The organism is Niastella sp. OAS944 (assembly GCA_024809215.1).
Lineage (GTDB): Bacteria > Bacteroidota > Bacteroidia > Chitinophagales > Chitinophagaceae > Niastella.
This window is the reverse complement of sequence record JANUBW010000003.1, coordinates 334,414-360,071: the sequence shown is the minus strand read 5'-3', so window position 1 is coordinate 360,071 and position 25,658 is coordinate 334,414. Positions and strand designations below refer to the sequence as shown.

Genomic DNA, 25,658 nt, shown 5'->3' with positions numbered 1-25,658 from the left:
TTTCTGTTATTTCAATACTATGAAACGACTTTTTACCCTGGCTACCTTGTTGATAAGCTGCATGTTAGCCAAAGCGCAACAGGGATATAATATTCCCATTACGCTAAAACCTTATAAGAATACCTATGTGTATTTGGGTTACTATTATGGCAGAATGAAAGCCCTGGCCGATTCGGCCCTGCTGGATACCAATGGCAAAGGGGTTTTTAAGGGAAAAGATCCACTACCCGGTGGTATTTACTTCATTGTTTCGCCCCGCAAGGAAATATTGTTCGAAATACTTCTTGACAAACAACAGCAGTTTTCAATTGCTGCCGATTCGGCAACCCTGCCTAATAATGTAGTTTTTACGGGCTCGCAGGATAATTCACTATTTCACTTATATACCCGTTTTACCAATACCATTGGAAACGACATCAATAAAACCAATGAGGAGTTTAAAACGGTAAAGAACGCAAAAGACTCGGCAAAGCTGAAAACGCGGTTAAAACTGCTTACCGACAGAATGCAGGTATATCGCGATAGTATGATCGCTAAAAACCCCAACACCTTCCTTACGGCCCTGTTTCAGGCGATGAAGGAACCAATAGTACCGCCTGCTGCAAAACACCCCGGCGGTAAATATGACTCACTATTTGCATACAGATATTATAAATCGCATTACTGGGATGGCGTTTCATTCAGCGATGGCCGCCTGGTGCGAACTCCATTCTTTGAAGCAAAGCTCGAGAAGTATTATAAGGAACTGGTAGTACCAAATCCCGACTCAATAAAACAGGAAGTTGATCATATGCTGTTGTATTCAAGATCCAACCAGGAAATGTTCAAGTTCCTGCTGGTGCACTTTGTACAGAAGTATGTGAACCCCGAATACATGGGACAGGATGCTGTATTTGTTCACCTGTTTGAAAAATACATCAATACAGGCCAGGCCGACTTTTTTACCGAGAAGTACAAAGACTACATGTTCAAGCGGGCTTATAGCCTTATGGCTAACCTCATAGGCCAGCCGGCGGCGAATCTTGAGCTGGTAGATACGCTTGACAAGCCCGCATCATTATACGATATTAAAAGCGAGTTTACCGTTATTTGTTTTTGGGACCCCACCTGTAGCCATTGTAAAGAAACTGTACCTAAGGTAGATTCAATACTGAAGGCAAAATGGAAGAATGAAGGCGTTACAGTGTACGGTGTAATGGTAGATGGCGGTAAAGACCTTTGGAAGAAGTTTATTCACGATAATAACTTAACCGGCTGGATACATGCCTACCAGTTACCTTCGCAACAGAAAGAAGAAGAGGCGGCAGGAAAACCTAATTACCGTCAGCTATATGATGTTTACCAAACTCCTATCTTGTATTTGTTAGATAAGGATAAACGCATTGTAGCCAAAAAGCTTACCTATTTACAATTAGACGAAGTAATAGACCTTAAACTAAAAAACAAAAAAATCTAAATAGCATTATGACTGTTATCAGTAAAGCGGCAGTTGCTCTATTATTGATCATCATGACTGCCACAGGAAACGCCCAGGTATTGTTTACTTATGGTGGTAAACCGGTTACAAAGAACGAGTTCTTAAAAGCCTACAATAAGAATAATACCGACGGCAAGCCCAGTGACAAATCGTACAGTGATTACCTTGAGTTATACATCAGGTTCAAACTAAAAGTGCAGGCGGCGCTCGATAAAAAACTCGATACGCTGGCAAACCAGAAAGCAGAGTTGCAGGGTTTTCGCAACCAGGTAGTAGAGAGCTATATGCGCGACGAGAATAGTATACATGACCTGGTTAAAGAAGCTATTATTCGCAGCAAAAAGGATATACATATTGCCCATATTTTTGTGGCCGCACGGGAAGATGGCCCCGCAGAAAATATAAAGAAGGCACAGGAAAAAATTAATGCAGCCTGGGCTCAGTTGCAAAAAGGCGAGGATTTTGGAAAGGTTGCATCAGAATATTCAGATGATCCGTCGGCATCGGTGAACAAAGGCGATATCGGTTTTATTACTGCTTTGGTATTGCCTTACACGCTTGAAAATACGATTTACTCTACATCCGTTGGTAAAAATTCGGCGCCTGTTCGCAGCAAGGCCGGCTTCCATATTTTCCGCAACCTGGGCGAAAGACCCGGATTAGGAAGAATGAGAGCAGCGCAAATACTGTTGGCTTTTCCGCCCAACTCTACTGAAGAACAAAAAAAGGAAATAAAGAAAAGAGCCGATTCAATCTATAATGTATTAACAAAGGGTAGCGACTTTAAAGTACTGGTGGCCCAGTTTAGCAATGATAATATTTCATGGCAGGCTGGTGGCGAAATGCTGGAGTTTGGCGTAGGGCAATATGACCTGGATTTTGAGAATGCAGCCTTTGCACTTAAGAAAGACGGCGACATCGCCGCCCCTGTATTGACAAGCTACGGTTACCACATCATTAAACGCTTACACTATAAGCCGGCTGCAGGTGATACCAGCGATGCACAAACAAAAGAAGATTTTAACCAGCGTATGACGTCCACCGACAGAATGGATGTATCGCGAAAGCTCATGTATAAAAAAGTGTTGCTGTTATCTGGTTATAAAAAGCATGCAGTAAATGACAAACATCTTTTTGTAATTATGGATAGCCTTTTACAAAAGAAAAGCTTCCCTGTTTTTGCAGATATAAATGCCAAAACCCCGCTGGTGTCATTTACTAAAAAAACAATTACCGTAAAAGACCTTCAGGCATACCTTGAAACCATACGTGCTTATGAAGGTGTACGTGCCGGCAAAACCGATCAGGACCTGTTAGATGGATTTATTGAAACAAGTGCATTTGATTATTACCGCCAGCACCTTGAAGAGTATAATAAAGAATTTGCTTACCAGTTAAACGAGTTTAAGGAAGGCAACCTGTTGTTTGAAATTATGCAGCGTAATATTTGGGACCCTGCATCAACCGATACAACCGGGTTGAAGAATTACTACAATAGCAATAAAGCTAAATACATTTGGGAAAGCAGCGCCGATGCCATTATGCTCACTGCTTCAAGCCCTGAAGCCGCCGAAGAGTACAGGACCAAAATAAAAGAGAACTATAAAGACTGGAGAAAGTACCTCGATTTAAGTGGTGGCAAATTGCAGGGCGATAGTGGCCGATTTGAATTAGCACAAATTCCCGTTGTAGGAAGAACAAACTTTACCGAAGGCCTGGTTACTGCCAACGTAAAGAATGAAACAGATAATTCGGTTACGTTTGTATACATAATTAAGTTATATCCTAATCGCGAACCACGTGATTTTACCGATGCAAGAGGCTTTGTGATAAACGACTACCAAACGTTCCTTGAAGAAAAATGGATAACCGAGTTGAAAAAGAAATATCCGGTAAAAATTAATGACGCCGTTTTAAATAGTCTGCCAAAGTAATTTAAACCTGGCGCAACTATTCTGGTCATAGCGAGGTAAAAGTTCCAAATCACCCTGTAAAACAACAAGCATGATCGCAAAGCGTTTCATTAATTTGTTTATCATTAGTAGTATTAGCGTAACTTCCTTTGCCCAGAACAGTTCCAGTTCAACCACCAGCGCTGCCTGGTTAAAAGGCGGCGTAAACTTTGCCAATGTTTCTTATAATAGTAAAGGTGAAGTTGATGACGCCAACCTGCTAACCTCTTTTCATGTTGGAATTATGGGCGACATAACTTTTGGTAAAGTGCTGGCTATTCAACCTGGTATCATTTTCACAGGTAAAGGCTCAAAAATTCAAAAAGGTACGTCAACCGATCTCACTTATTATAAGGCCACTGTAAACCCTTATTATATTGAGATACCAGTGAACATTGCGCTCAAACTGCCCATATCAAAAGAATCGAATTTCTTTGTAGGCGCCGGACCGTATATAGCCATGGGCGTTGGCGGCAAACGTAAAATTGAAGGCAAGGCGTTTGGCGTAGCCTATAGCAGTAAAGAAAAAATCGAATACAGCAGCGACGATCCTTCAACCTTCAATAACGAAGAAGGCACCGGGTTGGGCGTAATGAAAAGATTCGATTATGGATTAAACGGTACATTAGGTTTTCAACTCGATGGTGGAATGATAGCGCTTAATTATGGTTATGGCCTGGCCAAGCTGCAATCGGGCTCAAACAGTTCAGAAGATAATGACAATAAGCACCGGGTATTGAGTATATCTGTTGGCTTTAAGTTATAGTGAAAAGATCTTTCACAATTCAACCCTCCCGAATCGATCGGGAGGGTTTTTTATTTATTGTATTTCGTAAATGTATACAACTCTGTTTTGAAAAACCATTTTTCCTTGTTCGTGCAGGAAGGGAAGCGACGACCGGTCTTCTTCGGTAATGAGAAAGCGGATATTGTATTTTTTTAGCGACTGGTATTGATTGTCGGTCCAGGTACTGAAGTACCTGCAATTAAGATAATAACAAAACTGTGTTGATTCTTCCATGGCATAGTTGTCAGATGCAATAGATTGACCTTTTAAGAACGAAAACTTTGGCAATTGCTCATAAAAGCTTTTATAGTACAGGTATTCGCCCGAGCTGCTGGCCAGTTTACGCTGCCCAAGCTTTACAAAAGGAACAATGCTAAATGCCAACAGAACAGCTATTACCGGTACAAAGATCTTTTTATTGATAAAGGGCCAGGCGGCCTGTGCAATAAAGAACAACAACAGGTGAAAAAGAATTATAAAAACCAATACATACCTGTCGAGCACAAACAGTGGCAGGTACAACAATGGATAACAGATAAAGAACCAGGTAATTTTTTTAATACCGTTATTACGGTCAATGCTGATCCTCTTCCTGTTTATAAAAATTATGAAAAGGCTGGATATTAGTAAAAGCCATTTGGCGCCAGTTGCGTCGATGATTCGAATTAGTTCAAGAACAGATGTCTTAATAAGGTTTACCTGGTGCCAAAAGCTTCGGCTATCGTTGAGGGGCGACCACTTGTACTCATCTAATAAGTGGGCCGGATTGGTGTGAGCGCTGTATGCTTTTTCAAAAGGCGGGGCAATTAACCTGGCATTGGTAGGATAAAGGCCACCATAATCGGGGCTCATAAAGTTGTGATTGAACTTACCGGCGGTGGTAACAACTGGTTGTCCTTCGTGTATACTTATTGTAATGATCCAGGCACAGGAAAGTAATATGAAAATGCCATACGTTCTTACAATCGGAAAAAGCTGTTTAGGTTGGCCGCGGCCATGCCCGTAAAATGTATAAGCCAGCCAGGTGAACATAAACAGGTGAATGGGCACAAAATTATACAGCTTTGAAAAGTAGGCAAAGGCAGCTACCAAACCTGCAAGCCATTGCATACGTTTATTAAATGCAAACTGTTTATCAGTAACCAACAACAGGAACAATAAACAAAACGCTGCGGCCATAAGATCGGGAGTTAAAGACGACATGGCATAGAACAGCATTAATAAAAGCGCGTACAGGCTAAAACCAATATAAAACAAAGGCTGGCTAAAGTAACGTTGGGCAAGTTTACACAAAACATACAGCCCCAGGGCAGCAGCCAAAAAGTTTATTACATAACAGCTTTGTGGTACAGGAAAACCTATCAGTTTACAAATGCACAGGAGCCACGTATACATGGGCGACCAGAACCCGCTGATGGCATGTTGCCAGTCGCCGGCAATATATCGTTCGGCCAGGTTGATGTAAGAAAGCGTATCGTTATTGAGGAATTTATGACAGGTGAACTGAAAATACAGTCCAACAAAAGAGGCAATAATAAACAGGCCGGTGAGCAATTTATTAAAGCCTGTTTGTTCGTTCATGGTGCAGTAAGTTTGTTATCAAAGTTGTTGTAAACAACAAGGGTTTAGCAAAGCAGTGTGCCTGGCTAAACCCCCGGTAATTAAATGAAGTGCTCGTGTTTATTTACACAATTTCCTTAACTACATTATAGATCACTTTAGGTTTTCCCAGTGTATAGTAGTGCAGCACCGGTACGTTCGCCTTTTTCAATTCTTTCGATTGCAGTAACAACCACTCCTGTCCTACTTTCTCTACATCAGCATCGGTTTTGCAATTCATGATCTCGTTGCTGAGGTCATCGGGAATATCAACATGGAATGTGCGAGGTATTACCGATAGCTGTTTTTTGCTGGTAATGGGTTTTAACCCTGGAATGATGGGGATGTTGATATCATTCTCGCGGCATTTTTTTACAAAGTCAAAGTACTTCTGGTTGTCGAAGAACATTTGTGTTACTATATAATCGGCGCCGGCTGCTACCTTGGCTTTTAAAAAGGCCAGATCGGTTTGCAGGTTAGGTGCTTCAAAGTGTTTTTCGGGATAACCGGCTACGCCAATACAGAAATCGGTTTTAAAACCATCGCGAATATCTTCTTCGAGGTAAATACCGGTGTTCAGGTTCACTACCTGTTTCAACAGATCGAACGCATATGCGTTGCCGCCTGGTTCCGGTTCAAATACTGTTTCGTTCTTGGCTGCATCGCCGCGAAGTACGAGTACGTTATCAACACCAATAAAGTTAAGGTCAATAAGGGCATCTTCGGTTTCGCGTTTATTAAAACCGCCGCAAATAAGGTGAGGAACAGCATCTACCCGGTAGTGGTTCATTAAGGCAGCGCAAATGCCAACGGTGCCAGGGCGTTTGCGCACTTCTACCTTTTCAAAAGTACTGTCGGCCCTCTTTTTAAATACGTGTTCGCTGCGGTGGTAGGTAACATTTACAAAGGCAGGCTTAAACTCCATCAAAGGGTCGAGGTGCTCATAAATGGAGTTAATGGTCTTGCCTTTTAATGGCGGTAGTATTTCAAAAGAAATAAGCGGGCTTTTGGCCTGGCGAATGTGATCGATAACTTTCATGTAAATAAAAACAAGTTTTTCAAAGGCCCCACCAATATTTAGGTTTTTAACAGAACACCGGTGCCCCTTGCAAGTAATCTTTATGTGTTAAACGAAAAATCAAAATTCTGTTTTCCCTGAAAATAAGCACATTAGCAAAAATGAGTATTTTCAGCCGTATTACCGGTCTGCAAACATAACGCAGGAAATTGGGATGGCAAATACCTGTTAAATTACCGTATCAATGGTCTTCTATTTGAATTAGTTCTGGTATTTTTGCCGGAAACCTTAATTACAATTGATCAGCGAGATTAATACACAGGAACTAGTTAAAATTTACCGTAACCGTACCGTGGTAAATCATGTTTCGGTAAACGTAAAACAAGGTGAAATTGTGGGTTTGCTGGGTCCAAACGGAGCCGGTAAAACCACTTCATTTTACATGGTAGTGGGTCTTATTAAGCCCGATGAAGGAAAAGTATTTCTCGATCAGCAGGAGATCACGCAACTACCTATGTACAAGCGGGCCCAAATGGGTATTGGCTATCTGCCCCAGGAAGCCTCGGTATTTCGTAAGCTCAGTGTGGAAGACAATATTAAAGCGGTGTTGGAGATGACAAAGCTTACCAAAGCCCAGCAACGCGACAAGCTGGAGGGCCTGCTCGATGAATTCCGCCTGCATCACGTACGCAAGAACAATGGCGATTCCCTCAGTGGTGGCGAACGTCGTAGAACTGAAATTGCACGGGCGCTGGCCGTAGATCCCAAGTTTATATTATTAGATGAACCTTTTGCCGGGGTAGACCCTATTGCCGTAGAAGATATTCAGGCAGTAGTTGCCCGGTTAAAGTATAAGAATATCGGCATTTTGATCACCGATCATAATGTGAACGAAACGCTCTCCATTTGTGACCGGGCCTATTTACTCATTGATGGGAAAATATTTCAACATGGTACAGCCGAAGAGCTGGCCGAAAATGAGCAGGTACGCCGTTTATACCTTGGTCGCAATTTTGAATTGAAACGCAAGGATTATTTACATGAAGAAGCGCTGAAAGGCATGGATATTTCTTCAAATAAGTGATCTGCAACTGGTAAGAATGGTTGATTGACCATTTTCAAAGGAAAGTATCTCAATCAGTTATTAGGAAATAAGCTCATGTATCTGGCTATTTGGCCATATATATGAACTCCCCTGTTGCATATTGATGTTTATTCCCCCAAATACCTTATTTTGCCGATAGTGAAAATCCTAAAGTGAGACTATTATCGCCTGCCATATCATCATTGGCCCGCATGCGCCTGTGGCGTATAGACGGGTGGAAGAATAACCCGGCCGACGCCCAACGCGAGGTGTTGCAGGACCTGGTAACTGCTGCTCAATACACTGAGTTTGGTAGAAAGTATAACTTTTCAGGACTGTTCAATGTAAGGACCTTTAAACAAACAGTTCCAATACATGAGTATGAAGACCTGCAGCCTTACATTCACCGCATTATGCAGGGCGAGCAAAACCTGTTATGGAATACCCCTGTATACTGGTTTGCCAAAAGCAGCGGAACCACCAGCGATAAAAGCAAGTTCATTCCGGTTACCGACGAAAGTCTTGAAGACTGCCATTACAAAGCAGCCAAGGATGTGTTAACACTCTACTATCAGTTCAATCCCGATTCGGACCTGTTAACAGGAAAAGGATTGGTCATTGGCGGAAGCCATAATATAAACCCCCTCAATTCTGATGCGCAGTATGGCGACCTGAGCGCTGTATTGTTACAAAACTCTCCTTTTTGGGGGCATTGGTTACGGGTACCCGATCTTAGCATTGCCCTTATGGATGAATGGGAAAGCAAGATCGAAAAGCTTGCAAACAGTACCATAAATCAAAATGTAACCTCCATTTCGGGTGTACCTACCTGGACGCTGGTATTGTTTCGCCGTATACTGGAACTTACCGGCAAAAGCACCATGGCCGAGGTTTGGCCCCACCTGGAATTATATATGCATGGCGGAGTTTCATTTACGCCCTATAAAGAACAGTTTGAAAAACTAATAGGCAAGCCCATACATTACCTCGAAATGTATAATGCCAGTGAAGGTTTTTTTGCAGCGCAGGACCGCCCAGGTGAAGAAGGCATGCTGCTGTTTACCGATCACGGTATATTTATGGAGTTTATGCCATTGGAAGAGTATGGAAAAAAACATCCCGAAACCATCGGTTTGCAGGATGTAGAGCTGGGTAAGAATTATGCCATGGTGGTAAGCACCAATGGCGGTTTGTGGCGGTATTTGTTGGGCGATACGGTTCAGTTCACTTCTTTAAATCCATTTAAAATAAAGGTGAGCGGCCGGGTAAAGCATTTTATAAATGCCTTTGGTGAAGAAATAATTGTAGATAATACCGATAAAGCCATTGCGGTGGCCAGCGAAAAAACCGGCGCCGTAGTAAATGATTATACCGCAGCCCCCGTATATTTTAGCGATAGCGGTAACGGCGGTCATGAATGGCTGATAGAATTTGAAAGAGAACCGGCCGACCTCCATCATTTTGCCCTTGAGCTGGATAGCGCACTCAAAAGTGTGAACAGCGATTACGAAGCCAAACGCCATAAAGATATAGCCCTGCGCCAGCCATTGGTAAGATCGCTTTCCAAGGGCGTATTTACAACCTGGTTAAAAAGCAAGGGCAAGCTGGGCGGGCAGCACAAGGTGCCACGCCTTAGTAATGACAGAAAGTATATTGAAGAAATTCTTTGTTTGAAGCTAGAAGTATGAAGTAAGAGGTATGAGGTAAGAAGATCATGATTGTTAGGGCCTCGAAAGTATTCGCGGCTTAAGCCATAGTACTTCGTACTTTTTTCTCTATTTCCTGATTCTTACATCCGAATTCCAACCAAGGCATAGTGACCTCGTACTTCGTATTTCCTATTTCTTACATCCTACATCCGTCTTCCTACATCTGACTTCTGCTTCCGGCTTTAGAACTTAGAACTGGGAACTAGGAACTCTAAACAAGGAACTCGGAACTCCGACTTCATTTCTGTACTTTTGCTCACCCAAATACGATACTATGAAATTATTAGACGGAAAAGTTGCTATTGTAACCGGTGCAGCCCGTGGCATTGGTGAGGCTATTGCCTATAAGCTGGCAGAGCATGGCGCACACGTAGCATTTAGTTATGTTAGCGACAGCAGCGCCGAAAAGGCCGCTCAGCTTGAGCAAAAAATAAAAGCACTGGGCGTAAAATCCAAAGCGTATAAAAGTAATGCCGGTGTTTTTGCCGAAAGCGAAGCATTTGTAAATGATGTAGTAAAAGAATTCGGTACCGTAGATATATGTGTGAACAATGCCGGTATATCAAAAGATAATTTGTTGCTGCGTATGACCGAAGAGCAGTGGGACGATGTAATGGATATAAACCTGAAAAGCGTTTACAATATGACCAAACAGGTTATTCGTCCTATGATGAAAGCCAAAAAAGGTTCTATTGTAAATATGAGCTCTATTATTGGTATACGTGGTAACGCAGGTCAAAGCAGCTATGCGGCCAGCAAGGCGGGTATCATAGGGTTTACCAAATCGATAGCGCACGAACTGGGTAGCCGCAACGTACGTTGCAATGCCATTGCCCCCGGTTTTGTTGAAACCGATATGACCCATTACCTGAAAGATGGCGATGGTGCAAAAGATTTCCTCGCAAAAATTCCTTTAGGCCGCTTTGGCAGTGCCGAAGAAATTGCCAACACCACGTTGTTTCTGGCTTCTGATATGAGTTCTTATATTACCGGCCAGGTAATAAGCGCCTGCGGAGGGTTGAATATTTAAGCTTAAAATAATTGTATCTTTAAGATAAGTGCCTTCTGTTATGGAAGGCATTTTTTTTACCAAATGATCTATTGATGGTTACTGTTATACTTATCGTTTTTGTGCTTGGTTATGCTGCCATTGCCCTTGAACATGTGATCAGGTTGAACAAGGCCGCTTCTGCTTTAATAACCGGGGTGTTGTGCTGGACGATCTATATGTTGTATTCAAACGATAGTCACCTGGTGAACGAACAGCTTACCGGGCATTTGGGCGAAATTGCCGGCATTCTTTTCTTTTTGCTGGGCGCCATGACCATTGTAGAGCTGATAGATGCACATGATGGCTTTGAAGTAATAACCAGCCGGATAAAAACAACAAAGAAGGCAAAGCTTTTATGGATTATTGGCGGTCTTTCGTTTTTTCTTTCAGCTATATTAGATAACCTTACCACGGCTATTGTAATGGTATCATTGATCAGAAAACTGATCAGGAACAAGCAGGCCCGGTTGCTTTTTTGCGGGGTAGTTGTAATTGCAGCCAATGCCGGCGGCGCCTGGTCGCCTATTGGCGATGTAACTACTACCATGTTATGGATTGGTGGCCAAATTACCACCAGCCAAATTGTTGGTAAACTGTTTTTACCCAGTGTGGCTTGTGCAGTTGCGCCCATGTTATTAATGAGCTTTCGTATGCGTGGACAATTGGAAGTAGGCGGTACCGAAGAAGCAAAAACAATAAAACCCGAAGCGCCGGTGCGCGACAGGAATGTGATATTCATCTCTGGTGTATTGATCCTGTTGCTTGTGCCTGTATTTAAAACCCTTACTCATTTGCCGCCTTTTATGGGCATGTTAATGGGCCTGGGCATTATGTGGATAATAACCGAGGCGCTTCATCATAAAAAAGACACCCAGGATAAACATGTGCTTTCTGTATTATATGCCTTACGAAAAATTGATACACCCAGCATATTATTCTTCCTGGGTATTTTAATAAGCGTGGCCTCGCTGCAGTCAATTGGGGCATTAATGAATGTGGCGCAAACATTAGATCAAAAGATTGGTAACCCAACCATTATTGTTAGTATTATTGGCATTCTTTCATCAATAGTTGATAATGTTCCGCTGGTAGCGGCATCAATGGGTATGTACTCGTTGGAGCAATATCCCACCGATCATTTCTTTTGGCATTTTCTGGCCTATTGTGCAGGAACCGGCGGCAGCCTGTTGATCATTGGTTCGGCAGCCGGCGTTGCAGCTATGGGAATAGAAAAAATTGAATTCTTCTGGTACCTGAAGAAGATTGCATGGCTGGCGTTGGTAGGGTACTTAGCAGGGATTGGAGTGTTCTTGTTACAACAGTTGTTTTAATATACAGTTACAGGTTGCAAGTTGCAGGGAAAACAAGTAATTACAGCCCTGTAACCTGTGCCTTGTAACCTGTAACTGCGTTTTAGATGTAGTTAGCCGAACTTTATTGAACTTCTTTCTTAAAACTTAATATTCCTCGTCTTAATATAATGATGCCATAACAACATAGCTGCAATTGATCTATAGGGCCGCCAGTGTTCGGCAAGAAGTAAAATTTCTTCACGCGGTGTATTGGCTGGTAATTGCTTTACTTCTTTTAAAGCGTTTACCATAGCCAGGTCGCCAATGGGGAAAATATCGGTGCGTTGCAATGCAAATAACAGATACACATCGGCAGTCCAATCACCAATACCTTTAACCTGTTTTAAAATGCCACGTACTTCATCATCGTGCGAGGTGGTAAGTTTATTGAGTCGAATTTTCTTTGAAAGAAGCGCTTCGGCCAGGTGCCTTGCGTATACTGTTTTTTGCCGGCTGAAATAACAGGCTCTCAATTCTTCATCGGTTAATTGTAATAATTTGGCCGGGGTTATTTGCCCTATCTTTTCTTTTAGTTTATTGAATGCGGCCCGCGCCGATGCCAGTGATACCTGTTGCTCTAAAACAATATGAATAAGCGTAGCAAAGGAAGCCGGGCGTGTCCACATGGGTGGATAGCTATGTTGTTGAAGAATGTTCTTAAAGATAAGGTCCCTTTTACCCAGTTCGTTACACAACTGTTGAAAGTTATCGCTGGTAAATTGTTGCATGATGAAAATTGGGCTGACCTGTAGACAGGGAGGCTCTTTATTTTAGTTTCAAGGTACCAGTTACCGGATACCGGTTGCCGGGCCCTACATTCAGGATGCCCGCCAAATAATTAGCGGTCTGAAAATTCAAGGCCTGGAAACTGGTAACCGGGAACCGGAAACTTAACCCCATCTCTATTTTGTTTTTGTTTTAAACTTTTCAATAGCGTTTTTGGTAAAGGCGCTCAGTACCAGTCTGCCGCTGATGGCCGCCCTTTCCAATAACAACCGGTCCCAATGTTCGGTGCCCTGCCAGAACATTCTTTTCATTTCGGTCATGGCTTCAGGATTACTTAGTGCAAGTGTATCTGCCAACCGTTGAACCGATTCATCCATATTCTCAATAGACGCATGCAGTTCGGAATACAAGCCTTTTCTTTTTGCCCATTCGGCATTGCGCCACATAGTGGCGTCAATGGCCAGGCTGTTAAAGGCCGATAAACCTACTTTACGTTCTACTGCCGGGCCAACCACAAAAGGGCCAATGCCTACGGCCAGCTCGCTTAATTTAATATCTGCACCTTCGGTGGCAATGGCATAGTCTGCAGCTGCGGCAAGCCCTACGCCACCGCCAACACATTTGCCTTGTATACGGGCTATAATAAACTGCGGGCATTTACGCATGGCGTTTATCACATGCGCAAAGCCACTAAAAAATTGTAAACCTTCTTCGTGGGTTTTTATGGCAGTAAGTTCATCAAAGGAGGCGCCGGCGCAAAACGTTCTTTCTCCTGCCGAGCGCAGCACAATTACTTTGGTATCCTCATCATTACCTGCCGCATGAATAGTTTGCGCCAGTTCATCGAGTAGGAGGCCCGGCAGCGAATTACTTTGCGGGTGAAAGAACTCGATGGAGTTAATACCATTGTGGTCAATATGTGACTTTACATATCCTAAAGACATAAAATGAATTTTAACAAGCGGTTATTGTATTTTTTTAGCAACCATGGTAAGGATTGTTGCCACGGCCACCTGCTCACCGGTTTCGTCACTTACCTGTACCAGCCATTTTACAATACCTTTGGCAATATCGTTCTCGTCTTTTTTCTCCTGTTCAATTTTTTCTTTACATGTTAGCTGCACGCCAATAGTAGCGCCTGCATAAACCGGTTTAATGAACCGGCATTCTTCAAGACCATAGTTAAGCATAACCGGTCCTTTTTTAGCGTCAACAAACAAACCGGCAGCGGCGCTTAAAATAAAGTAACCATGGGCCACCGGTTTTTCGAATATGGTTCCGCCCAATGAAGTATGATCGGTATGTGCATAAAAATGGTCCCAGCTGATATTGGCAAAGTTCACAATATCGGCTTCGGTAACGGTGCGTTTATGCGTAATGATGGTGTCGCCGATTTGCAGTTCTTCAAAGTATTTTCTGAAGGGGTGTTTTTCTTCTTCCCTTGTTTGAGCGCCGGTTTGGTAAACATTGGTAATGGCAGTAATGGCTGTGGGCGATCCTTGTAATGCGGTGCGTTGCATATAGTGATGAACACCGCGAATTCCACCCATTTCTTCGCCACCACCGGCGCGGCCGGGGCCGCCATGCACTAACAATGGTAACGGCGAGCCATGGCCGGTGCTTTCTTTGGCGCATTCATTGTTAAGCACCAGTATACGTCCGTGGTGAGTGGCTGCGCCTAATACAAATTCGCGCGCAACAGCGTTGCTGGCAGTAACAATTGAACAAACCAGCGAACCTTTTCCTTTTTTGGCCAATGCAATTGATTCGTCGATGGTGCTGTAAGGCATAATGGTGCTTACGGGTCCAAATGCTTCAACGCTGTGCACCGCTTCGTTATCAAAAGGCTTTTCGTTCTTTAATAACAGCGGGCTCATAAAGGCCCCTTTTTGAGCATCGGCATCCAGCACCTGCACGCTATCGAGCGAGCCATAAACAATTTGTGAGGAAGCAAGCAGTTTTTGTACCTGGGCCAATACTTCTTCGCGCTGGCTTTGCCCTGCCAGGGAGCCCATACGCACTTTTTCATTCAGGGGGTTACCAATGGTTGTTTGGCTAAGCGCTTTACCCAATGCCAGCCATACGTCTTCCATTTTATTTTCAGGAACAAAAATGCGCCTGATGGCGGTACATTTTTGTCCGGCTTTGGTGGTCATTTCTCTACGTACTTCTTTAATGAAGATATCCCATTCGGGCATAGCCGGAGTTACATCGTTGCCCAGTACAATACAGTTCAGCGAGTCGGCTTCCATGGTAAAGGGTACATTCTCGGCCAGTATACGCGGGTGCGATTTCAATTGCAATCCTGTAGAAGCAGAACCGGTAAAGGTTACTATATCCTGAGCCGTTACATGGCTGAGCAGGTCGCCAGCCGAACCACATAGTAGTTGTAAAGAGCCTTCGGGTAAAATGCCGGAGGCGATTATTTCCTGTACAACGGCTTCGGTTAAATATGAGGTTATAGTGGCCGGTTTTACAATGGCGGGTACGCCGGCTAGTAAGTTCACTGCAATTTTCTCCAGCATGCCCCATACCGGAAAATTAAAAGCATTGATGTGAATTGCTACCCCTTCTTTAGGCACCAGAATATGCTGGCCCATAAAGGTACCGCCTTTGCCAAGCGAAATAGGATCGCCATCGGTGCAGTAAGGTTCGTTGGGGAATTTGCGGCGCAGTGAGGCATAGGAAAACAAATTGCCAATACCGCCTTCTATATCAACCCAGCTATCGGCTTTGGTGGCGCCGGTTTTATAACTGATAGCATAGAATTTGTCAAGATGATTGCGCAGGTGTAAGGCCACCGCTTTTAACATAAGGCCGCGTTCGTGAAAGGTGAGTTTTCGTAATGCGGGGTTGCCGGTTTTTCTTCCATACTCCAGAATGGCGTTGAAGTCGAGACCGCGGGTGCTGGCATAGCCAATCGTTTCGCCGTTTACCGCATTGTACAATGCCTGGCCTTCTCCGTCGCCAGTGATCCACCGGCCGGTTACATAATTACCCAGTTTTTTCATGCAAAATGTAGTTTTTGTTTTCAATGGACCCGGCGGTGCCGGGGAAATCGTTAGTTGCTAAATCGTTGGTCGTGAAACGGCAAACGTGAAACGTGAAAAATCTCCGAAATTCGAGGCGTCCTTTCATCCGTTACATCTTAACGCACAGAACTTCTACGCTGATGAAAATAGGCGGAGGGCTGCGGTCGCAAGATGCATTATTTCACGTTTCACGTCTCCCGTTTCACGTTACTTGATAATGATCGCAACTGCTAATGTAGCATATCCCCGGCTAATACCATCATAACGGAAGCCTGTATAGCTAAGCTGCACATTGAGGCGTTGGGTTTTGGGGGGAAGGTTAATGCCGGCAGCGGCGCCATAGCCCAATTGTACGCGTGCCGATGACATATTGTTTAAAAGAAAATTTATAGCTCCGGCGCGAAGTGAGGCATACACATTTGAAAGCGGGTACATTTTTACGCCGGCCAGTACCGGAATGGTGTACGACTTATTTTTAGCATCAACATATATGGCTTTGTCGCCGGTAAAGTAGTTATAAGAGGCTTCGGCTTCGGCCGCGAAATGTTTTGACACCATTTTTTCGGCGCCAACAAGGCCGCCAATGCCAACATGATTAGATGTGAGATTTGATAATCCGAATGAAACAGTAGCACCCAGTCGGTATTCAGGCCCCGGTTTTATTTGAGCAGTAGCGGTTTGTACAAACACGATACACGCCAAAAATATAAGCCGGAAACTATTTGCCATCACTCTTCTGGATTAATGGTGCGAAATTAGTTTAAACCCATCTATAAAACGGATTTTAAATAACCCAGCGTATAAAAGTGGTTAACTTTGATCCGATTTTTTAAATAGTAAAAACAAGCATATTTATGTTGCGGTTAATGATAGCCCTTGTAAGCCTTAGCCTGTTTATGGCTGCCTGTAATAACGGTGCTTCGTCTGGTGAAGCAGCAGAACATAAAAGCGGTCCGCCGGCCCCTAAAACAAAAGAAGATTCTTTGTTTCATGAAGTAATGGAAGGGCACGATGCCGGTATGGCCAAAGTGGGCAAGCTGCGGGGAAATATTAAAGAAACCGAACGCCGGCTCGATAGCTTGGGCAAACTGCCCGCCAAACAGGTGAATGTGGCTTATAAACAATCATTGACCAGTCTGCAGGCGGCGCTGAATAAAGCCAATACCGAAATGAACAACTGGATGGGCGCCTTTAAAGTAGATACCTTAACCAACAATAAACAACTGCGTATAAAATACCTGGAAGAAGAAAAAGCAAAGGTAGCGGTGGTGAAAGAGCTCATTTATTCATCGCTGAACCAGGCCGATTCGGTGTTGAGGCCCAGTGCCAATAGACAATAAGCAATAGGCAATTGACAAATTAACCGATTCAATCTTTTAAGTTGTTAATTTGATCTTGTAAGCCATCGTTCAACTTTTCAAATTGGTTGATTTAATCTTTTGAATCATCATTCAATTCAATTTTCACATCGTTCAATCTTTCAAATCGATCGGTTTGATCTTTTGAAGGACCGTTCAATCTTTTGAATCGGTGATTTAATGTTTCGAATTGATCGTTTTGACCTTTTAAGCCATCGTTCAATTCTTCAGAACGATGATTTAATGTTTCAAATCGATCGGTTTGATCTTTTGAAGGACCGTTCAATCGGTTTAAACCATCGTTTTTTTCAATTAAGCCATCGTTCAATTCTTCAGAACGATGATTTAACATTTCAAATTGATCGGTTTGATCTTTTAAAGGACCGTTCAATCTTTTGAATCATCGATTTAATGTTTCGAATTGATCGATTGGGTCTTTTAAGCCATCATTTAATTCTTCAGAACGATGATTTAACGTTTCAAATTGATCGGTTTGATCTTTTAAGCCCTCGTTCAATTGCTTTTGACGGTCATTTGAATCAATTAAGCCCACATTCAATTGTTCAAGTGTGCGATTTGATCGAATTGGATGATCGTTTAATTCTTCTAAAGGGTCATTTAAAGCAATTAAGCCCTCGTTCAATCGCTTTTAACGGTCATGTTTTTCCATTAGCCCATTAGCAAATTATCACATTAGCACATTATTCTCCGCCACTCTGTCACAAAATGCTTCTGGTAAATTATTTGCCGGTTCTAACCCATGGAAACCATACAATCTACAGTACAATTAGTACAGCATACTGATCATGAATTGTTGGATGCGTACTCAAAAACAATCACTGGTGTTGTAGGCAGCGTAGCGGAGGCCGTAGTGCATATTGAGGTTTCGAAAAACGTTATCGACCGCCGAACACGCCAGGAACGCATGACCCAGGGCAGCGGCTCTGGTTTTATAATTTCTTCCGATGGGTTTATTGTTACCAATCACCACGTTATAGAAAATGCCGGCTCAATAAAAGTAAGCCTGGCCGATGGCCGTAAGGTAAATGCCGAACTAAAAGGAAGCGACCGCAGCACCGATATTGCCGTGCTTAAAATTTATGAGAACGGCCTCAGGTCCCTGTCGTTTGCCAATAGCGACCAATTACAGGTTGGGCAAATTGCCATAGCCATTGGTAACCCGCTGGGTTTGCAGCATACCGTTACGGCCGGCGTTGTAAGTGCATTGGGCAGAACCCTGCGGGCATCGGATGGCCGGCTTATAGATGATGTCATTCAAACAGATGCATCTTTAAATCCCGGTAATTCTGGCGGTCCGCTCACCAACTCATTAGGTCAGGTTATTGGCGTAAACACTGCCATGATACCCACGGCGCATGGAATTTGTTTTGCCGTTTCATCCAATGTGGCGGCCTATGTAAGTGGTAAACTCATTATGCAGGGAAGGGTAAAACGTGGCTATCTGGGGCTGGCCGGGCAGTTGGTAAACCTTACCGAACGGATGATTGCTGCCAACAGGCTGCAAAAGCATACCGGTGTGTATATTTCAGAAATTGAGGCCGATATACCTGCTTATAATAGCGAGCTGCGAACCGGCGATATTATTGTTGGGTTTAACGATCAGCCCATTGCAACCATCGATGACCTGCATAAACAACTGAACGAAAAAACCATTGGGCAGCGAATTAAGGTGCAGGTGTTAAGGGGTGGGCATGCTGCCACTGTAACTGTAATTCCGGGAGAGATGAGATAGTTCTTAGTTTTTAGTTCTCAGTTCTTTATACTCGCGACTCGCGATTAATAGAGATGCTGCATTTGCTTTAGGCTTTCGGCTTACAGCTTTTGGCCGTTTTCATTTACGATTGGCAAAAAATAAAACGTGCCACGAATCACTGTAAGAGGCCAGGTGGCTTCGTTCAGGAACGTGGCACGTTTTCAAATATATTATCGCTTATACTTAAGCGCGCTTTTTATCAATTTCAGCTGCGAGCGAGCCAAAGATCTCATCGATGCTGCCTTCGCCTTTTACTTTCGACACTTTATTGAACTTAGCGTAGTGATCGGCTACGATGGCTGTTTTTTTACGATATTCTTCCAAACGCTGACGGATCACATTCTCATCGCGGTCGTCGCTGCGCGAAGAGGTTTTACCTCTGTTCAGCAGGCGGGCAACCAGCTCTTCTTCACCCACTTCCAACGCCAGTACCAACGATATTTCACTTCCTTTACCCGTTAAAAGGGTGTCAAGGGCTTCAGCCTGGGCAGTTGTTCTTGGAAAACCATCGAACAAAAAGCCTTTGGCGGCTGGGTTGGCATCCAGTGCAGAGCCAATCATACCAATAACCACTTCATCGGGCACCAGTTGGCCTTTATCCATAAATGATTTTGCCTCAAGGCCCAACTGGGTTTGGTTAGCAATTTCCTTACGCAACAAATCGCCGGTTGAAAGGTGTATCAGGCCAAATTTTTCGATCAGCTTTTCTGACTGGGTTCCTTTTCCACTTCCGGGAGGTCCAAATAATATGAGATTAAACATGTTTGTTAAGTCCCGTTTAAGTCCTTTTTCGGGTCGGCAAATATAAACCAACCCTAGAAATATACCCTTTAGAATATGGGCTTTCTGATTAAAAAATATTTAATGAGAATGGTGTTTTTTTGCCATGGATGCTGCTTTCAGGCGGCGAAGCCGCCTTTTTATTAATATGGAACCAACCTATAGCCTCAACAAAATGTTAAGGTCATAGGGAATGTCGTTTGGCAGACATCCAAAGCCTTACCCGGCTACGTACATTTGGTAAATACAATCAATTTTTATGAAGCGCGTTCTCCAAAGCCTGACATTATTAATGCTGGCTGTTATATTGCAGCAATGCACTTATTCTCAATCTAATACAACGAAAAAGGAAAATAAGAATATGGACACATCTAAAAAGAACCCGGTTTATTCCCGCACCGACTCGGCAAAGGTGAATATCAGTGAAGAAGAGTGGAAAAAGATACTGCCGGCCGACGTGTATGCCATTGCAAGGGGAAAGGGCACCGAACGGCCCTGGACAAGCAAGTTCGAAGAATCGAAGGAAATAGGCACCTACTACTGCGCGGCCTGCGGTAACCCGCTGTTTAAAAGCGATACCAAGTTCGAAAGCGGCTGCGGCTGGCCAAGTTTTTACCAGCCCATTACCAAGGGCAGCATTATTTATGCGCCCGATAACACCCACGGAATGAGCCGTACCGAAGTGATGTGCGGCCGCTGTAAAGCACACCTGGGCCACGTTTTTGAAGATGGGCCGCCGCCAACTGGTTTAAGGTATTGCATAAACGGCGTAGTGCTCGACTTTGAAAAAGCCCAGGCCGCTGAGAAAAAGTACAACGAAGGGCAATAACTGGGATTGGGAATTGAGGGATTAATGGAATTTGGGATTGAATTCGTTTGGAACTTGTGATTTGAGATTTGGGATTTTATTCCCCAATAGGGGAAATGTTTATAAATCGTAAAATAATGAGCAAAAATGAAAAATAACAGCAACCTTCTACAGCGGGCCATTGTTATTGAATTAGCGACTGTGGTTATTTAACCACTGGTCTATTTTTGCTTGTAATAATAGCGTGAAGGTGGCAGCCCTGTTTAATTATGGGGCTGCCTTTTTTGTGTCCTGTGTTGGGAGTGATAATTTGAAAGCTAAATTCTTGGATGAGGGGTGTTTATTGATTGTATAAATATAAAGTAAGATGTAAGAAGTAGGAAGTATGAAGAACCTGAAATTCGAGCCACCTGATTAAAACGCAGCCGGCTGTGTTTTATAGGAATTCCTTAAGAATAGGTCTTTTCTTACCTCTTACTTCATACCTCTTACTTCTTACCTCCTACCTCTTACTTCGGCCTATTAGCCTTGTGAATATTCCTTCAAACTTGCTGTCTCTTAAGGCCAGCTAACCATTTCCAGCTAACTTTGCGCCATGAAAAAAAAGAAGCCCCTTTTACAAAAGGTTACAGTTGAAGATTATGCTGCAGAAGGCAAGGCCCTAAGCAAACTCGATGGAAAAGTGATATTTATTGAAGGGGCCGTTCCCGGCGATGTGGTTGATGTGCAGTTATCGAAAAGTAAAAAAGAATGGGGTGAGGGCAAAGCCATTCATTTTCACTCCCTGAGCCCCGACAGGGTAACGCCGTTTTGCGATCATTTTGGCGTTTGTGGCGGCTGTAAATGGCAAATGCTGCCTTATGAAAAACAATTGCAATACAAACAGAACGAAGTGGCGCAAAACCTGCGTCGCATAGGAAAAGTAGAATTACCGCCCATTCAGCCTATTTTAGGTTGTACCGAAACCGCCCGGTACCGCAATAAGCTGGAATTTACCTTTAGCAACCGCCGGTATTTACTGCCCAATGAAATTGCGGCTGCAAGAGATACAGAAATTGAACAGGAAAGTGCCCTGGGTTTTCACGTGCCCCGGTTGTTTGATAAAGTAATTGACATTACTACCTGCCATTTAATGGCCGAGCCGGTGAACGCCATTAAGAATACCATTCGCGATTACGCAAAGGAGCACAACCTGGCTTTTTATGATATTCGTTTTCATACCGGCTGGCTGCGCACGCTTATTGTGCGGGTAGCTACCACCGGCGAGGTAATGGTGAATGTGTGTTTTGGTTACGATGATGAAGCAGAACGCATCCGCCTGTTCGATCATTTACTGAAAAAAGTGCCCGGCATCACTACCCTGTTGTATACTATCAATCCAAAAAAGAACGATACCATTTACGACCTGGAGCCAAAAGCATATTTTGGAAAAGGTTATATCATAGAAACTTTATCGACCGGTTCAGGCGCACAGCCGTTGAAATTCAAGATCGGTCCCAAATCTTTCTTCCAAACCAATACCCGCCAGGGCGAACGATTGTACCAGGTTACCCGCGAGCTGGCGAACCTTACCGGTAATGAAACCGTTTATGATCTGTATTGCGGAACAGGAAGCATTGGATTATTTGTAAGCGATAAAGCAAAGAAGATCATTGGGGTTGAAACGGTGGCCGAAGCCATTGCCGATGCAAAGGAAAATGCAGCCCTTAACAATATTGAACATGCGCAGTTTTTCGCCGGCGATGTAATAGACGTTTGTACCAGTGAATTTTTTGAGCAGCATGGTAAACCCGATGTGGTGATCACCGATCCGCCACGGGCAGGCATGCATGAAAAGTTGGTTCGGAAAATACTCGAAACATCGGCACCACTGGTGGTATATGTGAGCTGTAACCCGGCAACGCAGGCCAGAGACCTGAACCTGCTTAACGAAAAGTATGAAGTTACATATGTACAACCGGTAGATATGTTCCCGCACACCCATCATATTGAAAATGTTGTTCAACTGAAACTCAGATAAATTCTGTGGGGAAGCCTGCAATATTAAGTTGCTGAAGTAAGAAGTAAGAGGTAGGAAGTTCGGGATTATTCATACATCTTATTTCTTGCATCTTACCTCGGTAAAATAGAACCGCGGAGAATAAAATAACAAACTCAGTATCCTATTTGTAACAAAACATCCCGAAATTCATGTAATTAAACTTAGCAGAATGGTAGATTTTGGAACGAGAGGGTATCAGCGTATTCCACCGGTAATAAAGAACCTGATCATAGCTAACGTATTGTTTTGGGTAGCTGAGCTCACTTTTAAAGATGCATTTATTGATACCCTTTCCCTGCATTATTACCAGTCGCCTAAGTTTGGGCTTTGGCAAGTGGTGACCTACATGTTCCTTCATGATCCTTCGAGCATTGGCCACATACTTATGAACATGCTGTTTTTGTGGCTGTTTGGTTCAGAGCTTGAGGAAATATGGGGCAGCAAACGTTTCCTGCTGTTTTATTTACTAAGCGGAGTTGGCGCGGCTATAATTACGATGGCTGCCTATACAATAGAATTCAACATACTATTAAACAGGGCCAACAATGGGGTTATATCAATAGAAGAATTTAAGGTAAGGGGAGCTTCAATTTATCACAGTTTAATGCTGGGTGCCTCCGGCGCCATAAATGGCGTAATGGCGGCTTTTGCCTACCTTTTTCCAAACAGGCCATGGCCTTTGTTCTTTTTTCCGATAAAAGTAAAGTATGTGGTGTTGTTTTATTTTCTGGTAGACCTGTTTGGCGGCATCAACCCCCGGTACGGTGATAATGTAGGGCATTTTGCCCACGTTGGCGGTGCAATAGTTGGTTTGATTTTAGTTATAACAATGAATAAAAATAACCGGCGCACCTTTTATTGACCGGCTGCAACTTTAACAGCACATTAGCTGTTAAAATAATGGGGGAATACATTGGGCCTGGCGTTTTATTCTCGTAATGGATTTTGTAAATTCACTAAAATATATTCCGTGCTAAGAGAAGATAGGTATAGGAAAAGAATTGGTTTGGGCCAGGACGGCAATTCCCTGGTCTTGCTGGTTGGTATTATAGCCATCGTCTTCTGTATTTTCAAGTTCATTTGGCTTGTGTATAACATTGCCGACAAAGACCTTGCAGCATACGATAAAAACATTTTTAACTGGTTGGTAATACCGGGCGATGTTGAAAAGTTTATGTCGCGCCCCTGGACGCTGATCACTTTTATGTTCATGCACAAAGACGTGTGGGACGCGCTGGGAAATTTGTTATGGCTGTGGGCATTCGGATATATTTTACAGGATATTTCAGGTAACAAAAAGCTCATTCCCATTTTTGTTTATGGAAGCATAGGCGCAGGTTTATTATTCGAACTGTGTTACAACCTGGCACCTCAACTGGCGCCCATGAGGCAGTCGGTTACCCTTATTGGTGCTTCGGCCGGTATAATGGCTATTGCCGTAGCCGCTACTTCACTGGCGCCCGATTATCGCATTTTTCCCATGATAAATGGCGGTATTCCTTTGTGGATCCTCACCGTATTATATTTTGCCGTTGATATTGCACGAATAGCAGGCGGAAGTTTAGCGGCAGGGCATTTTGCCCATTTGGCCGGCGCTGCCGTTGGCTTTTTGTTTGTGTATCAATTGCGTCGTGGACACGACTGGAGCAACTGGATGAACAACTTCTTCGACTGGATAAGTAACCTGTTCAACCCCGATAGGCAAAGCTGGAAAAAGACCGCGAAAACCGAATTGCATTATAACTCAAGAGGAACTCAACCATATAAAAAGATCCCGAATATAACCCAGAAAAGGATTGATGAAATTTTAGATAAGATCAATCAGCAAGGCTATCGTTTTCTCACCGATGAAGAAAAAGATATTCTGAAACGGGCAGCAGAAGATGAAGAATTGTAATTTTAAGTATGGCCCGGTTTGTTAGAACATTTACAAAGCGGTTGTGCATTATATTGAACGTGGTTATCGCGGGTCTTTTCCTGATAGCCTGCGTAAATGCCTGGCTGCATCCTTCAAAATGGTGGTTTTTTTCTCTGCTTGGACTGGGCTTTCCGGTACTACTGATCCTGATATTTGCCTTTCTTATATTCTGGCTCATCTTTCGTTCAAAATGGGCTGTTCTTTCGGCGCTGGTGCTACTGCTTGGGTTTGGAAATATCCGCGTTTTTCTGGGCCTGCATTTCGCTACTACCTATAAACCTAAAAAGCCCGATGGCACCCTGCGCATCTTAACCTGGAATGTACATTGGTTCGATGATCATAATAAAAAGATCAAAGAACGGAAGGACTACCGTAAAAAGATGATCGCTTTTATAAAGGAACAGAATGCCGATATCCTGTGCTTTCAGGAATTTCTTGAACTGGGAAAATCGTTTACCTCAAGCAATACCAACGCTATTTTACAACTTAATTATCCCTACTATTACCGGGTTATTGATTATGGGGCGGCAAGCGGCGGACGTTTTCAGGCGGGCGTAGCTATTTTCTCCCGTTATCCTATTATCGATACCCAGCGGGTGCGGTACCCCGACCCTGCCAATTTGCGGGCAGCTGAAAGCCTCATTTCAGCAGATGTGTTGGTGAACGGCAAAAAGATAAGGATTTATACTACCCATTTACAATCTGTTCTATTTCAAAAGAACGATTACCGCAATATCGAGATCATTAAAGGGGCCGATGACAGTATGGTGGCGGCCTCCCGCTCCATTGTAAAAAAGCTAAGGCTGGGCTATTCCTTCAGGGGCTACCAGGCCGATCTGGTGCGAAATAAACTCGATAGCTGCCCATACCCCGAGGTTATTTGCGGCGATTTCAACGATGTGCCCAACTCCTATACTTATTTTCATATAAAAGGTAACCGCCAGGATGTTTTTGTTAGAAGAGGCAGCGGCATTGGCCGTACTTTTACAGCCGTTTCGCCTACACTGCGCATCGATTATATACTGGCCGATAAGGCGTTCGAAGTACTACAATATAACCGCTTTCTGGTGCCATGGTCAGATCATTACCCGGTGGTGGCTGATTTGAAGCTTGTCGGGGATTAAGGGGTGTCATTTTGGTGCTAAGTTTTAATCGTAAAACGTGAAACGGCAAACGTGAAACGGCCGCTCAA

Annotated in this window: 23 protein-coding genes; 14 read left to right on the top strand and 9 right to left on the bottom strand. The window is 43.5% G+C overall.

Going from position 1 to position 25,658, the window contains the following annotated elements:
- Positions 1-19: 19 nt before the first annotated feature.
- The 3 genes from GGD38_RS16030 to GGD38_RS16020 all read left to right on the top strand — a co-directional run bounded on the left by GGD38_RS16030 (position 20) and on the right by GGD38_RS16020 (position 4,195).
- Positions 20-1,456 (top strand): redoxin domain-containing protein, encoded by a 1,437-nt coding sequence (locus GGD38_RS16030; protein ID WP_375297256.1) that lies wholly within the window; start codon positions 20-22, stop codon positions 1,454-1,456.
- Positions 1,457-1,464: 8 nt separating this feature from the next.
- Positions 1,465-3,411: a peptidylprolyl isomerase gene (locus GGD38_RS16025; RefSeq protein WP_375297255.1), complete on the top strand. Its 1,947-nt coding sequence runs from the start codon at positions 1,465-1,467 to the stop codon at positions 3,409-3,411.
- Between the two features lie 70 nt (positions 3,412-3,481).
- Positions 3,482-4,195, top strand: a complete 714-nt coding sequence (locus GGD38_RS16020; RefSeq protein ID WP_375297254.1) for a porin family protein — start codon at positions 3,482-3,484, stop codon at positions 4,193-4,195.
- Positions 4,196-4,249: 54 nt separating this feature from the next.
- On the opposite strand, the gene GGD38_RS16015 is transcribed toward GGD38_RS16020, so the two are convergent.
- Positions 4,250-5,797, bottom strand: coding sequence for a hypothetical protein (locus GGD38_RS16015; RefSeq protein ID WP_375297253.1), 1,548 nt, complete (start codon positions 5,795-5,797; stop codon positions 4,250-4,252).
- Between the two features lie 103 nt (positions 5,798-5,900).
- Positions 5,901-6,854: a methylenetetrahydrofolate reductase gene (locus tag GGD38_RS16010; protein WP_375297252.1), complete on the bottom strand. Its 954-nt coding sequence runs from the start codon at positions 6,852-6,854 to the stop codon at positions 5,901-5,903.
- 277 nt (positions 6,855-7,131) lie between these two features.
- On the opposite strand from GGD38_RS16010, the gene lptB reads away from it, so the two are divergent.
- From lptB to nhaD, 4 genes are all read left to right on the top strand, one after another.
- Complete coding sequence (gene lptB, locus GGD38_RS16005; RefSeq protein ID WP_375297251.1) at positions 7,132-7,917, top strand: LPS export ABC transporter ATP-binding protein; 786 nt, start codon at positions 7,132-7,134, stop codon at positions 7,915-7,917.
- 173 nt (positions 7,918-8,090) lie between these two features.
- Positions 8,091-9,605, top strand: a complete 1,515-nt coding sequence (locus GGD38_RS16000; RefSeq protein ID WP_375297250.1) for a GH3 auxin-responsive promoter family protein — start codon at positions 8,091-8,093, stop codon at positions 9,603-9,605.
- Positions 9,606-9,900: 295 nt separating this feature from the next.
- Positions 9,901-10,656, top strand: coding sequence for a 3-oxoacyl-[acyl-carrier-protein] reductase (fabG, locus tag GGD38_RS15995; protein WP_375297249.1), 756 nt, complete (start codon positions 9,901-9,903; stop codon positions 10,654-10,656).
- Positions 10,657-10,730: 74 nt separating this feature from the next.
- On the top strand, positions 10,731-12,008 hold the full coding sequence (gene nhaD, locus GGD38_RS15990; protein ID WP_375297248.1) for a sodium:proton antiporter NhaD: 1,278 nt from the start codon (positions 10,731-10,733) through the stop codon (positions 12,006-12,008).
- A 119-nt stretch (positions 12,009-12,127) separates the two neighbouring features.
- Here nhaD and GGD38_RS15985 read toward each other — a convergent pair whose 3' ends face one another.
- From GGD38_RS15985 to GGD38_RS15970, 4 genes are all read right to left on the bottom strand, one after another.
- Entirely contained in the window at positions 12,128-12,757 is a 630-nt protein-coding gene (locus tag GGD38_RS15985) for a DNA-3-methyladenine glycosylase family protein (RefSeq protein WP_375297247.1), read from the bottom strand.
- A 174-nt stretch (positions 12,758-12,931) separates the two neighbouring features.
- Positions 12,932-13,699, bottom strand: coding sequence for an enoyl-CoA hydratase/isomerase family protein (locus tag GGD38_RS15980; protein ID WP_375297246.1), 768 nt, complete (start codon positions 13,697-13,699; stop codon positions 12,932-12,934).
- Positions 13,700-13,720: 21 nt separating this feature from the next.
- Complete coding sequence (gene paaZ / locus GGD38_RS15975; protein WP_375297245.1) at positions 13,721-15,766, bottom strand: phenylacetic acid degradation bifunctional protein PaaZ; 2,046 nt, start codon at positions 15,764-15,766, stop codon at positions 13,721-13,723.
- A 228-nt stretch (positions 15,767-15,994) separates the two neighbouring features.
- Positions 15,995-16,516 carry an outer membrane beta-barrel protein gene (locus tag GGD38_RS15970; protein ID WP_375297244.1) on the bottom strand — a complete coding sequence of 174 codons (522 nt, stop codon included), beginning with the start codon at positions 16,514-16,516 and terminating at the stop codon, positions 15,995-15,997.
- A gap of 125 nt (positions 16,517-16,641) precedes the next feature.
- On the opposite strand from GGD38_RS15970, the gene GGD38_RS15965 reads away from it, so the two are divergent.
- Entirely contained in the window at positions 16,642-17,127 is a 486-nt protein-coding gene (locus GGD38_RS15965) for a viral A-type inclusion protein (RefSeq protein WP_375297243.1), read from the top strand.
- A 91-nt stretch (positions 17,128-17,218) separates the two neighbouring features.
- On the opposite strand, the gene GGD38_RS15960 is transcribed toward GGD38_RS15965, so the two are convergent.
- Together GGD38_RS15960 and GGD38_RS15955 are read right to left on the bottom strand one after the other, a co-directional pair.
- Positions 17,219-17,536 carry a hypothetical protein gene (locus GGD38_RS15960; protein ID WP_375297242.1) on the bottom strand — a complete coding sequence of 106 codons (318 nt, stop codon included), beginning with the start codon at positions 17,534-17,536 and terminating at the stop codon, positions 17,219-17,221.
- 9 nt (positions 17,537-17,545) lie between these two features.
- Entirely contained in the window at positions 17,546-17,788 is a 243-nt protein-coding gene (locus GGD38_RS15955) for a hypothetical protein (protein ID WP_375297241.1), read from the bottom strand.
- Positions 17,789-17,905: 117 nt separating this feature from the next.
- Here GGD38_RS15955 and GGD38_RS15950 point away from each other — a divergent pair, with 117 nt between their 5' ends.
- Positions 17,906-18,898, top strand: a complete 993-nt coding sequence (locus GGD38_RS15950; protein ID WP_375297240.1) for a S1C family serine protease — start codon at positions 17,906-17,908, stop codon at positions 18,896-18,898.
- Positions 18,899-19,102: 204 nt separating this feature from the next.
- On the opposite strand, the gene GGD38_RS15945 is transcribed toward GGD38_RS15950, so the two are convergent.
- Entirely contained in the window at positions 19,103-19,681 is a 579-nt protein-coding gene (locus GGD38_RS15945) for an adenylate kinase (RefSeq protein WP_375297239.1), read from the bottom strand.
- 277 nt (positions 19,682-19,958) lie between these two features.
- Between GGD38_RS15945 and msrB the strand changes: the two genes are divergently transcribed.
- From msrB to GGD38_RS15920, 5 genes are all read left to right on the top strand, one after another.
- Positions 19,959-20,528, top strand: coding sequence for a peptide-methionine (R)-S-oxide reductase MsrB (msrB, locus tag GGD38_RS15940; RefSeq protein ID WP_375297238.1), 570 nt, complete (start codon positions 19,959-19,961; stop codon positions 20,526-20,528).
- A gap of 574 nt (positions 20,529-21,102) precedes the next feature.
- Positions 21,103-22,527: a 23S rRNA (uracil(1939)-C(5))-methyltransferase RlmD gene (rlmD, locus tag GGD38_RS15935; protein WP_375297237.1), complete on the top strand. Its 1,425-nt coding sequence runs from the start codon at positions 21,103-21,105 to the stop codon at positions 22,525-22,527.
- A 190-nt stretch (positions 22,528-22,717) separates the two neighbouring features.
- Positions 22,718-23,410: a rhomboid family intramembrane serine protease gene (locus GGD38_RS15930; RefSeq protein WP_375297236.1), complete on the top strand. Its 693-nt coding sequence runs from the start codon at positions 22,718-22,720 to the stop codon at positions 23,408-23,410.
- A 108-nt stretch (positions 23,411-23,518) separates the two neighbouring features.
- Positions 23,519-24,445: a rhomboid family intramembrane serine protease gene (locus tag GGD38_RS15925; RefSeq protein ID WP_375297235.1), complete on the top strand. Its 927-nt coding sequence runs from the start codon at positions 23,519-23,521 to the stop codon at positions 24,443-24,445.
- 8 nt (positions 24,446-24,453) lie between these two features.
- Positions 24,454-25,590 carry an endonuclease/exonuclease/phosphatase family protein gene (locus tag GGD38_RS15920; protein ID WP_375297234.1) on the top strand — a complete coding sequence of 379 codons (1,137 nt, stop codon included), beginning with the start codon at positions 24,454-24,456 and terminating at the stop codon, positions 25,588-25,590.
- Positions 25,591-25,658: the final 68 nt, after the last annotated feature.